Source organism: Actinomadura rubrisoli (genome assembly GCF_004349215.1).
Lineage (GTDB): Bacteria > Actinomycetota > Actinomycetes > Streptosporangiales > Streptosporangiaceae > Spirillospora > Spirillospora rubrisoli.
Window position 1 is genome coordinate 1 of sequence record NZ_SMKU01000301.1, and the last position, 11,531, is coordinate 11,531.

The following is an 11,531-nucleotide window of genomic DNA, read 5'->3' on the forward strand; positions in this document are numbered from 1 at the left end:
GGAGTACGCCATTCGTCCCAACCGCGCGCACCCCGCGCCGCCGGGAATGATCGCGGGGTGCGCGCGGTTGGGACGAATGGCGTACTCCATACCCGGCAGCGGCGCGGAACACTTCGCAATCGGCAAGATTCTGGCAGGGCGCACTGGCCTTGGCCAGGTGCTATTCTTAGTGGTCGACCGGCCTTGCGCGCACGATCGAGGTGATCGCGGGCGCTGGGCGCACAAGCGGAGGCCACCTCCCACCTGACCGGCCGGAAGGCCGGTGGGTCTCGGTCAGGCGGACGAGCGCTCCATGCTCGTCCAGCCGTCGTCCCCGGACGGTCAGCCGCCCGGGGAGACCGAAGGTGGCCTCGCATGCGAGTCGTGCGAGGCTTTTCGCGTTGAAGCCTCGGGGTACGACCGGTCCCAGAACTTGAGAACGGCCCCAAGGAGGTCCCATCAGCGCCGAACCGCGTATCAACGACCGCATTCGCGTGCCCGAGGTCCGGCTCGTCGGCCCGAACGGCGAACAGGTGGGCATCGTGCCCATCGCCAAGGCCCTTGAACTCGCGCGTGAGTCGGACCTCGACCTGGTCGAGGTGGCGCCGACCGCGCGCCCGCCCGTCGCCAAGCTCATGGACTACGGCAAGTTCAAGTACGAGTCCGCGATGAAGGCGCGTGAGGCGCGGAAGAACCAGGCGCACACGATCATCAAAGAGATCAAGCTCCGCCCGAAGATCGACCCGCACGACTACGAGACCAAGAAGGGTCACGTGGTGCGGTTCCTGAAGGCGGGGGACAAGGTGAAGGTCACGATCATGTTCCGCGGTCGTGAGCAGTCCCGTCCCGAGCTCGGTTACCGGCTGCTGCAGCGGCTCGCCGACGACGTCGAGGAACTCGGCTTCGTCGAGTCGCGGCCCAAGCAGGACGGCCGGAACATGATCATGGTGATCGGTCCGCACAAGAAGAAGGCGGAGGCCAAGGCCGAGCGCGCCGCGGCCCGCGACCACGAGGCCGAGTCCGGCACCGCCTGACGGCCTGCGGCAGGCCCCGCCTCCAGCGGGAGGCCGCCGCGAGCCAGTGGCCGGAGCCCGGGGGCCCGTCCCCCGCGGAAACGGCCGGGAGCCGCCCTCAGGGGCGGCTCAGCACTGCGGGCCCGCGGTTTCGCGGGGCCGTGACGCACGTACATTGAAGCCTGACCCGGCGCGTCCACGAAATGCCCGTGCGATGCGCCGATCAGGCGCGCCTCCGTGCCGCCGCACGGGGCCAGGACGAGGGAGACGACGGCGACCATGCCGAAGACGAAGACCCACAGTGGTGCCAAGAAGCGGTTCAAGCTGACCGGCTCCGGCAAGGTGATGCGCCGCCGCGCCAACAAGAACCACCTGCTCGAGCACAAGCCGACCAAGCGGACGCGCCGCCTGAGCGGCCCGGCCGTGGTGGCCGACGCCGACGCCAAGAACATCAAGAAGCTGCTGCGCAAGTAGCCCCCGACCGTCACCATCAGCGACCGGCCGAGGCCAGGACGGCCCCGGCCCCCACGAAGGAGTGCATCACGTGGCACGCGTGAAGCGGGCGGTCAACGCCGCCAAGAAGCGTCGGGTCGTCCTTGAGCGGTCGAGCGGCTACCGCGGGCAGCGCTCGCGGCTCTACCGCAAGGCCAAGGAGCAGCAGCTCCACTCCATGGCCTACGCGTTCCGTGACCGCAAGGACCGCAAGGGCCAGTTCCGCCGGCTGTGGATCCAGCGGATCAACGCCGCGGCCCGCGCCAACGGCATCACCTACAACCGGTTCATTCAGGGCCTGAAGGCGGCCGAGGTCGAGGTCGACCGCCGCATGCTGGCCGAGCTCGCCGTGAACGACGCGGCCGCGTTCGCCGCCCTGGTCGCGGTCGCCAAGGACGCGCTCCCCGCCGAGGGCTCGGAGGCGGCCTGAGCCGGGTTCCGGCACACGGGCGACTGGGGAGATCGAAGCGATATGGCGGGCCGCGAGCTGACCTCTCTCCATTCGCCGCGGGTGAAGGCCGCCCGCCGGCTCGCCAAGCGCGCCTTCCGGCGGCGTGAGCGGCGGTTCCTCGCCGAGGGGCCGCAGGCGGTGCGGGAGGCGCTGGAAATCCCCGGCGGGCTCGCCGAGCTGTTCACCACCGCCGAGGCGGAGTCCCGCCACCCCGAGCTGGTGGCGGCCGCCGAGCGCGCCGGCGCCCCGGTGCTGCGCGTCAGCGGCGAGGTGATGGCCGAGCTCGCCCAGACCGTCACCCCGCAGGGGCTGCTGGCGGTCTGCGGGTTCCTCGACGTCCCGCTCGGCGCCGCGCTGGAGGCCGGGCCCCGGCTCGTCACGGTGCTGGCGCAGGTCCGCGATCCGGGCAACGCCGGGACGGTCCTGCGCACCGCCGACGCGGCGGGCTCGGAGGCGGTCGTGTTCACCGACGCCTCCGTCGACCCCTACAACGGCAAGTGCGTGCGCGCCTCGGCGGGCAGCCTGTTCCACCTGCCCGTCGTGGTCGGCCCGCGGTTCGACGCGCTGATCCCCGAGCTGAGAGGGGCGGGGCTCGCCGTGCTCGCCGCCGACGGCGCCGGCGGCCGCACCCTGGACGAGGGCATCGACGAGGGGATCCTCGTGCGCCCCACCGCCTGGGTGTTCGGCAACGAGGCGTGGGGGCTGCCCAAGGAGGTCCTGGACCTGGTCGACGAGGTCGTCCGGGTGCCGATCCACGGGCGCGCCGAGAGCCTCAACCTGGCGACGGCCGCGGCCGTCTGCCTGTACGCCTCGGCCCGCGCACAGCGCAAAGCGTAGGCACAAGGCAAAAGTGCACACACGCGGCGCTCCCCGGAGGTGACGCCGTGTTGCACACGTCCGGACGCGCGCCGGACAATGCGCGCCCGGGAGGACGTTTCCGCATGTGACACGCCTTACGTGTGGACGGTCACGGAGGTTCGATGCATTCCGTGGTCGGATGGCCGCAAGCGGTCGCCTCCGAGGCCATTTCTCCGCTTGTGACCTGCAAAGATGGTCTTCCCCGCGCGTGGGGGGCGGGTAGTCCGCCGGCGCGGGGGACTCGTCCGCAGGTAGGAGCGGGATACCGGCCCGGCGATGGATTTGCACGTTCCAGCGGGTGCCTACGGTGGTTGACCAGGGACGGCGACGATGCCGTGCAGAGTTGGGGGCGAGCGTGATGACCGAGGAGACGAGAGCGGCCAGGAGGCCGGGCCGGCGCGGGCCGGAGGTCCGGTGCCGGACGGGCACGGCCGCCGTTCGCGTCCCCGCGGCATGGGTGCCCGGCGCCACGCCCGATCTGGAGATCGTGGTCGCGCGGGTCCGCGGCGACACCGCCGTGGCCGCGGTGACCGGCGAGATCGACCTGCACACCTCCGACGCGCTCCGCGCGCGCCTCGTCGAGCTGCACGGCGCGGGCTTCCGCCGCCTGGTGGTCGACTTCACCGCCGTCCCCTTCTGCGACGCGACCGGTCTCGGCGCGCTCGTGGCCGCGCACAACCACGTCGCCGCGCGCGGCGGGCAGATCGCGCTCGCCGGTGTGCGCCCCGCCCAGCTGCGCCTGCTGCGCATCACCGGCCTGCACCGCCTGTTCGCCCTCCATGTCGACGCGGACCACGCCCTGGCCGCCCAAGGCTCGTCCACCACCTCCCGCTGAGCCGCCCCCACCGGCCGCGGGCCCAGCGGCTCGCGGGCCGGCCGTCTCCCACCGAGCCGTCGCGTTCTGTGCGGGACGGGGCGCGTTCGACGCGAGGGGCCGGTCGGTTCGCGGACGTCCAGGTGAGGGTGGTCGCGGTGGGGGCGACACGCCGCCCGATGGCCACATATGCCTTGCCGCACGGCGCTTTCTGGGTCCCGCAAGGTGCCTGAGTCCGGATAGAGTCTCTTCTCGACAGGCCGCGTCCGACCGGTGTTCTGGAGGCCGCTGTGGGCGGAAAGGAACCCCCCCGCGTGGCCGCGCGCGTGCCTGCGGGACAGCGCGGTGCGCTCCCCGGGGGTGACGTCGCCGACGAACTGCCCGACGGGCTCCTGGTGGCCGACGGTGACGCCCGTGTCGTGGTGTTCAACGCCGCCGCCGTGCGGATGACCGGCGTCTCCGCCGAGGCCGCGCTGGGCGCCGACTTCCGCGACGTCCTGCCGCTGCACGACGCGGAGGGCCGCGACTGGTGGAAGGGCCTGGCCCCGTACGAGGGCCTGGGCATCCGCACCCGGCATCCCGAGCGCGAGCTGTTCCTGCCCGGCGGCACCGAGCTGCTGGTGACCGCCGCCTACCGCCGTGACGGCAAGGGCCGCGTGGAACGGTTCACCGTCTGCCTGCGCGACGCCGCGCGCCGCGCCCGCCGGGAACGCGACCGCGCCGACCTGGTCTCCACCGTGGCCCACGAGCTGCGCTCCCCGCTGACCAGTGTCAAGGGCTTCACCGCGACGCTGCTGGCCAAGTGGCACCGCTTCAACGACGACCAGAAGCGGGTGATGCTGGAGACCGTCAACGCCGACGCCGACCGGGTGACCCGCCTCATCACCGAGCTGCTGGACGTCTCCCGCATCGAGGCCGGGCGGCTGGAGATGCACCGCCAGGTCGTCGACCTGCCGGAGGAGGTCCGCAAGGTCATCGCCGGACGGGTCGCGGCCGGCGAGCCCGAGGACCGCTTCCGCTTCGAGACCCGCGGCCCGCTGCCCGAGATGTGGCTCGACCCCGACAAGATGGACCAGATCCTCGGCAACCTCGTCGAAAACGCGGTGCGGCACGGCGCCGGCGCTGTCACCATCGTGGTGGAGCCGGACGGGCACAGGGAGGGGGCCGCCGTGTCGGTGCGCGACGAGGGCGAGGGCATCCCGCCCGAGGCCGTCCCGCGCGTCTTCCGGCAGTTCTGGCGCGGTCCCGGCGGCAACCGCCGCGGCGGCACCGGCCTCGGCCTGTACATCGTGAAGGGCCTCGTCGAGGCGCACGGCGGCGTGATCACCGTGCGGCGCGCGCCCGGCGGCGGCGCCGAGTTCCGATTTACCGTGCCCGCGGGGGCCCCCGACTACGCCACCTGAGCCCGGCCGCCGGCACCGGGCGCGGGCGGGCACCGGGCCCCCGGGCGGGCCGCGCCAATCGCGCACGTTGTTCCGGATCTTCCCTGCCCGCGCACTAGACTGCGGGCGTCCCACGCCGACCGGAGTCATCACCACCATGTCTGCACCCAACAAGTCCTACGACCCTGTCGAGGTGTCCGCATTGCAGCCCGAAGAGCTGGAGCGGGCCCGCGCCGAGGCGCTCGCCGCCATCGCCGCGGCCACCGGCCTCGACGAACTCAAGCAGGTCCGCCTCGCGCACGCCGGCGACCGCTCCCCGCTGGCCCTGGCCAACCGCGAGATCGGCGCGCTGCCGCCCGCCGGCCGGGCCGAGGCGGGCAAGCGCATCGGCGCCGCCCGCGGCGCGGTGGCCCAGGCGCTCAAGGCCCGCCAGGCCGAGCTGGAGGAGGAGCGCGACCAGCGCGTGCTCGTCGAGGAGACCGTCGACGTCACCCTGCCCTGGGACCGCGCCCCGCGCGGCGCCCGGCACCCGCTGACCACGATGCAGGAGCGGATGGCGGACGTCTTCGTCTCCATGGGCTTCGAGGTCGCCGAGGGCCCCGAGGTCGAGGCGGAGTGGTTCAACTTCGACGCGCTCAACTTCAAGCCCGACCACCCGGCCCGCACGATGCAGGACACCTTCTTCGTCGGGTCGGAGGAGACCGGCCTGGTGATGCGGACGCACACCTCGCCCGTGCAGATCAGGGCGCTGCTGTCGCGGCCGCTGCCGGTGTACGTGGTCATGCCGGGCCGCACGTTCCGCACCGACGAGCTGGACGCCACGCACAGCCCCGTCTTCCACCAGTTGGAGGGCCTCGCGGTCGACGAGGGCCTGACGATGGCCGACCTGCGCGGCGGCATCGACGCGTTCGTCGGCGGCATGTTCGGCGAGGGCCTGCGGACGCGGTTCCGCCCGTCCTACTTCCCGTTCACCGAGCCGTCGGCCGAGGTCGACATGCAGTGCTTCGTGTGCCGGGGCGCCTCGGTGGAGCCGGGCGCGGACCCGTGCCGCACCTGCGGTTCCGAGGGCTGGATCGAGCTCGGCGGCTGCGGCATGGTCAACCCGCGGGTCCTGGTGGCCTGCGGCGTCGACCCCGGCCGCTACAGCGGCTGGGCGTTCGGGCTGGGCGTCGAGCGGACGCTGATGTTCCGGCACGGCGTGGAGGACATGCACGACATGGTGGAGGGCGACGTCCGGTTCACCCTTCCGTTCGGGATGGAGATCTGATGCGGGCCCCGCTTTCCTGGGTGCGTGAGCACGCCGCGCTGCCCGCCGGCGTCACCGGCCGCGAGCTGGCCGCCAAGCTGATCGCCGCGGGGCTGGAGGTCGAGACCGTCGAGCAGGCGGGCGCCGACCTGTCCGGCCCGCTGGTGGTCGGCGAGGTGCTGGCCATCGAGGAGCTGACCGGGTTCAAGAAGCCGATCCGCTACTGCCAGGTGGACGTCGGGCAGGCGAACGGCACCGGCGAGCCGCAGAACATCATCTGCGGCGCGACGAACTTCGCGGCCGGTGACCGGGTGGTCGTCATCCTGCCGGGCGGCGTGCTGCCCGGCGGCTTCCGGATCGGGTCCCGCAAGACCTACGGGCGGCTGTCGGAGGGCATGATCTGCTCGGTGTCCGAGCTGGGCATCGGCGACGACCACAGCGGCATCCTCGTCCTGCCGCCGGGCACGCCGGTCGGCGCGGACGCGGTGGAACTGCTCGGGCTGCGCGACGACGTCCTCGACATCGCCGTCACGCCCGACCGCGGCTACGCCCTGTCGATCCGCGGCATCGCCCGCGAGGCCGCCACCGCCTACGGCGTGCCGTTCACGGACCCGGCCCGGGTCGAGCTGCCCGAGGCGGCGGGCGAGTCCTACCCGGCGAGCATCGGCGACCCGACGGCGTGCGACCGGTTCGTCCTGCGCGAGGTGCGCGGCTTCGATCCCGACGCCCGGACGCCGATGTGGATGCGGGTCCGGCTGCACCGCGCCGGGATGCGGCCGGTGTCGCTGGCCGTGGACGTCACCAACTACCTGATGCTGGAGCTCGGCCAGCCGCTGCACGCGTTCGACCGGGGCAAGCTGACCGGCCCGATCGTGGTGCGGCGCGCCGCGCCGGGGGAGAGCCTGGAGACGCTCGACCACGTCAAGCGGACGCTCGACCCCGAGGACATCCTCATCACCGACGCCTCGGGGCCGATCTCGATGGCCGGGACGATGGGCGGGCTGGCCACCGAGATCGACGACCGGTCCACCGACATGGTCATCGAGGCCGCGCACTTCGACGACATCGGCACGGCGCGGATGGTGCGGCGCCACAGGCTGCACAGCGAGGCGTCCTACCGGTTCGAGCGGGGCGTCGACCGCGAGCTGCCGCTGTACGCCACGTACCGCGCGGCGCGCATGCTGGCGGAGCTGGGCGGCGCCGAGGTGCTGCCCGGCGTGACGCACGCGGAGGCGCCGGTCGAGCGGGCGACCGTGGCCATGCCCGCCGGCCACCCCGACAAGGTCGCCGGCGTGGCCTACGGCCGTGACACGGTCGTCCGGCGGCTGGAGCAGGTCGGCTGCGCCGTGGCGGGCGGCGACGTGCTCACGGTGGCGCCGCCGTCGTGGCGGCCCGACCTCACCGATCCCAACGACCTGGCCGAGGAGGTCATCCGGCTCGAAGGGTACGAGGACATCCCGGCCCGGGCCCCGCGCCCGGCCGCCGGGAAGGGCCTGACCGAGCGGCAGCGGCTGCGCCGCCGGGTGGGCCGCGCGCTCGCGAGCGCCGGCTACGTCGAGGTGCTCGGCTTCCCGTTCGTCTCCGAGAAGGACTGGGACGACCTGCAGCTCCCGGCCGGCGACGCGCGGCGCGTGGCGCTGCGGCTGGCCAACCCGCTGTCGGAGGACGAGCCGCTCCTGCGCACCACGCTGCTGCCGGGCCTGCTGCGCGCGCTGTCGCACAACGTGGGACGGGGCTTCGCCGACGTGGCGCTCTACGAGCTCGGCGTGGTGTTCCGGCCGCGCCCCGGCGCGCCGGAGCGGTCGCCGCGCCTGGCCGTGGACCGCGGCCCGACGGCCGAGGAGATCGCGTCGGTGGAGGCCGCGCTGCCCGATCAGCCGCACCGGGTGGCCGCCGTGCTGTCCGGCGACCGCGAGCGCTCGGGCTGGTGGGGCGAGGGACGTCCGGCGCTGTGGGCCGACGCGATCGAGGCGGCCCGCACGGTGGCCCGCGAGGCGGGCGTCGAGCCGGCCGTCAGGGCCGATCAGCACGAGCCGTGGCACCCGGGCCGCTGCGCCGCGCTGTTCGCGGGCGACACCCTCGTCGGGCACGCCGGTGAGCTGCACCCGCGCGTCACGAAGGCGTACGGGCTGCCGCCGCGCACCTGCGCGATGGAGCTGGAGCTGCGCCGTCTGGGCGAACCGGCGACGCCCCGCGCGCCGCACGTGTCGACCTACCCGGTCGCCACTCAGGACGTAGCGCTCGTCGTCGGCTCCGGGGTGCCCGCCGCCGACGTCGAGGCGGCGCTGCGCGACGGCGCGGGGGAGCTGCTGGAGGCGGTCCGGCTGTTCGACGTCTACACCGGCGAGCAGGTGGGGGAGGGCCGCAAGTCGCTGGCCTACTCGCTGAGGTTCCGCGCCGCCGACCGCACGCTCACCGCCGAGGAGGCGTCCCGGGCGCGCGATGCGGCGGTCGCCGTCGCGGCCGAGCGCACCGGCGCCGTCCTCCGCGGCGCCTGACGGCCACGGGAAGGCGGTCCCGCGCGCGCCGCGGGGGGCCGCCTTCCTTAACGCTACTTGTGTTGCGATAGGTGCCGGGGTAGACTGGGCCGGTCACATCGTCGCCCGGCAGGGGAGTCCATTGAGGATCTGAGGTCCGACACCGCGCGGCCGTTCACCGGCCCGCGCACGCGACCTCAGTGTGGACTCTCGTCCCGCCGGGCTTTTTCACGCCCTCCAGGCTCCCGCCCGCCGGCGCGTCGCGCGACCCGCGGTGTCTCCATGTGTTCCGCACCAGCTCAACCACCATGGAGGCCACCATGTCTTTCGCCATCGTGTGCTCGGACCTGTCGTTCGCCTGGCCCGACGGCACCACCGTCCTGGACGGTCTGGACGCCGCGTTCGGCACCGGCCGGACCGGTCTGATCGGGGTCAACGGCTCCGGCAAGTCCACCCTGCTGCGGCTGATCGCCGGCGACCTGCGCCCCGGAGCGGGCACGGTCGGCGTCGACGGGGAGATCGGCCACCTGCCGCAGAACCTCGTCCTCGACGGTGCCGCGTCGGTCTCCGACCTGCTCGGCATCAGCGCGGCCCGGTCCGCGCTGCACGCCATCGAGCGGGGCGAGGCCACCGAGGAGAACTTCGCCGCGGTCGGCGACGACTGGGACGTGGAGGAGCGGGCCCGCGCCGAGCTGGACCGGCTCGGGCTCGGCCATCTGGACCTGGACCGCACCGTCCGGGCGCTGTCGGGCGGCGAGGCCGTGATGGTCGGGCTCGCGGCGCTGTTCCTCGCGCGCCCCGACGTCCTGCTGCTGGACGAGCCGACGAACAACCTCGACCTGGACGCGCGGCGCCGGCTGTACGACGCGGTCGCGTCCTGGACGGGCGTGCTGGTGGTCGTCAGCCACGACCGGGAGCTGCTGGAGCGGGTCGACGAGATCGCCGACCTGCGCGACGGCGCCGTCCGGATGTTCGGCGGCGCCCTCTCGGCCTACGAGGAGCTGCTGGCGGTCGAGCAGGAGGCCGCCGAGCAGGCGGTCAGGGCGGCCGGGACCGACATGCGCCGCCAGAAACGCGAGCTGGAGGAGGCGCAGGTCAAGCTCGCGAGACGGGCGCGATACGGCAGGAAAATGAGCGAGCAGAAGCGCGAGCCGAAGATCGTGATGGGGCTGCGCAAGCGGCAGGCCCAGGAGTCGGCGGGCAAGCACCGCATCCTGCACGAGGAGCGGCTCGCCGGCGCCCGCGAGCGGCTCGCCGAGGCCGAGGAGGCGGTGCGCGAGGACGCCGAGATCCGGGTCGAGCTGCCCGCCACCGAGGTCCCGGCGGGCCGGACGGTGGCGACCGTCACCGGGCTCGCCGCGCCCGAGCCGGAGACCGGGTCCCTGGCGGAGCTGATCGTCCGGGGGCCGGAGCGGATCGCGCTGGTCGGCCCGAACGGCTCGGGCAAGACCACGTTCCTGCGGGCGCTGGTCGGGGAGTCCGTCCCGGAGGGGACCTCGGTCAGGATCGGCGTGGACGGCGTCCGCTACCTGCCGCAGCGGCTCGACGTCCTCGACGAGCGCCTCAGCGTCGTCGACAACGTCCGGGCGGTCGCCCCGTCCGCGCCGGTGACCGAGGTGCGGGCCGGGCTGGCGCGCTTCCTGTTCCGGGGCGCGCGGGCCGAGCGCCCGGCGGGCACGCTGTCGGGCGGGGAGCGGTTCCGCGCGGTGCTGGCGTCCCTGCTGCTCGCCGAACCCGCGCCGCAGCTGCTGCTGCTGGACGAGCCGACCAACAACCTCGACATGGCCAGCGCCCGGCAGCTCGGCCAGGCCCTCACCGCCTACCGGGGCGCGCTCGTCGTGGTCAGCCACGACCTGCCGTTCCTGCGGACGATCGGGATCACCCGCTGGCTGCGCACGGACCGCCGGACGGGCCTGTCGGAGGCGGACCCGATGTGACCGCCGGGAACCGGGCCCGATGCGAGACGGCGGCCCCGCCCTCCCCGGGCGGGGCGGCCGTCCTCTGGCGGGGCGGCCGTCCTCAGGTGAGGACGCGCTTGGTGAAGGTGCGCGTCGCCGCCCAGGTCAGCAGCGCCGTCCCGCCGACGATGGCCAGCAGGAACGCCCAGACGGGCATGTGATCGATGTCCGGGGTGAGCGCGAACCGCAGGCCCTCGCTGACGTAGACCAGCGGGTTGAGCAGGCTGGCGATCTGCAGCCAGCGGATGTTCTCCAGCGCCGACCACGGGTAGTAGACGCAGCCGAGCATGGTCATCGGGAGCAGGACCAGCGCGAACAGCATCTGGACCTTCTGCGGGTTCAGCAGCGTGCCCAGCAGCAGGCCGCCGGCGGCGGCCAGCAGCGACCCGGCCACCATGACCAGGATCAGGACCGGCCAGTTGTCCACGTGCACGTGCGGCTCCTGGCCGTCGGCGTGGATGAACAGGACCGCGGGGAAGACCAGCACGCCGCCGATGAGCCCCTGGAGCGCCGCCGCGAGGATCTTCTGCACCGCCAGCAGCGGGATCGGGATGGGCGCCAGCGCCCGGTCGGTGATGGACTTCTGCCAGTTCAGCTCCATCATCAGCGGGAAGATCACCGCCATCATGGCCTGCATGATGATGGACGAGCCGACCAGGCCGGGCAGGAGGATGGTCGAGAAGGTCGGCCCGCCGGGCCGGCCCGCCGTCGCGCCGCCGCCGAGCTTGGGCAGCACGTAGGCGAACACGAAGACGAACATCACCGGCTGCACCAGCACCCGGATGAAGGTCGACAGGAAGTTCTTGCGCATGACCCGCGCCTCGCGCGCCATCATCGCGGCGAACGTGCGGGGGATCGTCG

10 protein-coding genes are annotated in these 11,531 nt (G+C 73.6%); 9 read left to right on the top strand and 1 reads right to left on the bottom strand.

The features are described 5' to 3' along the window. Nucleotides 1-473: 473 nt before the first annotated feature. The 9 genes from infC (at nt 474) to E1298_RS36495 (ending at nt 10,649) form a co-directional block, all read left to right on the top strand. Complete coding sequence (gene infC, locus E1298_RS36455; RefSeq protein ID WP_243726028.1) at nt 474-1,013, top strand: translation initiation factor IF-3; 540 nt, start codon at nt 474-476, stop codon at nt 1,011-1,013. 258 nt (nt 1,014-1,271) lie between these two features. Further along, on the top strand, nt 1,272-1,466 hold the full coding sequence (gene rpmI / locus E1298_RS36460; RefSeq protein WP_067468638.1) for a 50S ribosomal protein L35: 195 nt from the start codon (nt 1,272-1,274) through the stop codon (nt 1,464-1,466). Between the two features lie 70 nt (nt 1,467-1,536). Beyond that, nucleotides 1,537-1,914 carry a 50S ribosomal protein L20 gene (rplT, locus tag E1298_RS36465; protein ID WP_131901558.1) on the top strand — a complete coding sequence of 126 codons (378 nt, stop codon included), beginning with the start codon at nt 1,537-1,539 and terminating at the stop codon, nt 1,912-1,914. 42 nt (nt 1,915-1,956) lie between these two features. After that, entirely contained in the window at nt 1,957-2,772 is an 816-nt protein-coding gene (locus tag E1298_RS36470; protein ID WP_131901560.1) for a TrmH family RNA methyltransferase, read from the top strand. Nucleotides 2,773-3,151: 379 nt separating this feature from the next. After that, nucleotides 3,152-3,628: an STAS domain-containing protein gene (locus tag E1298_RS36475; protein ID WP_243726029.1), complete on the top strand. Its 477-nt coding sequence runs from the start codon at nt 3,152-3,154 to the stop codon at nt 3,626-3,628. Nucleotides 3,629-3,921: 293 nt separating this feature from the next. Then, nucleotides 3,922-5,010 (top strand): sensor histidine kinase, encoded by a 1,089-nt coding sequence (locus tag E1298_RS36480; RefSeq protein ID WP_131901564.1) that lies wholly within the window; start codon nt 3,922-3,924, stop codon nt 5,008-5,010. 136 nt (nt 5,011-5,146) lie between these two features. After that, nucleotides 5,147-6,256: a phenylalanine--tRNA ligase subunit alpha gene (gene pheS / locus E1298_RS36485; protein WP_131901566.1), complete on the top strand. Its 1,110-nt coding sequence runs from the start codon at nt 5,147-5,149 to the stop codon at nt 6,254-6,256. Further along, entirely contained in the window at nt 6,256-8,733 is a 2,478-nt protein-coding gene (gene pheT, locus E1298_RS36490) for a phenylalanine--tRNA ligase subunit beta (protein WP_131901568.1), read from the top strand. Before pheS ends, pheT begins: the two co-directional genes overlap by 1 nt. Nucleotides 8,734-9,032: 299 nt before the next feature. Next, complete coding sequence (locus E1298_RS36495; protein ID WP_131901570.1) at nt 9,033-10,649, top strand: ABC-F family ATP-binding cassette domain-containing protein; 1,617 nt, start codon at nt 9,033-9,035, stop codon at nt 10,647-10,649. An 82-nt stretch (nt 10,650-10,731) separates the two neighbouring features. On the opposite strand, the gene E1298_RS36500 is transcribed toward E1298_RS36495, so the two are convergent. After that, nucleotides 10,732-11,531 (bottom strand): ABC transporter permease (locus E1298_RS36500; RefSeq protein ID WP_207945054.1); only part of this gene is annotated, 800 nt, incomplete at its 5' end.

Coding starts and splice junctions, on each gene's coding strand:
- rpmI (WP_067468638.1), top strand. CDS start 1,272: ATGCCGAAGACGAAGACCCACAGTGGTGCCAAGAAGCGGTTCAAGCTG.
- E1298_RS36470 (WP_131901560.1), top strand. CDS start 1,957: ATGGCGGGCCGCGAGCTGACCTCTCTCCATTCGCCGCGGGTGAAGGCC.
- E1298_RS36475 (WP_243726029.1), top strand. CDS start 3,152: ATGACCGAGGAGACGAGAGCGGCCAGGAGGCCGGGCCGGCGCGGGCCG.
- pheS (WP_131901566.1), top strand. CDS start 5,147: ATGTCTGCACCCAACAAGTCCTACGACCCTGTCGAGGTGTCCGCATTG.
- pheT (WP_131901568.1), top strand. CDS start 6,256: ATGCGGGCCCCGCTTTCCTGGGTGCGTGAGCACGCCGCGCTGCCCGCC.
- E1298_RS36495 (WP_131901570.1), top strand. CDS start 9,033: ATGTCTTTCGCCATCGTGTGCTCGGACCTGTCGTTCGCCTGGCCCGAC.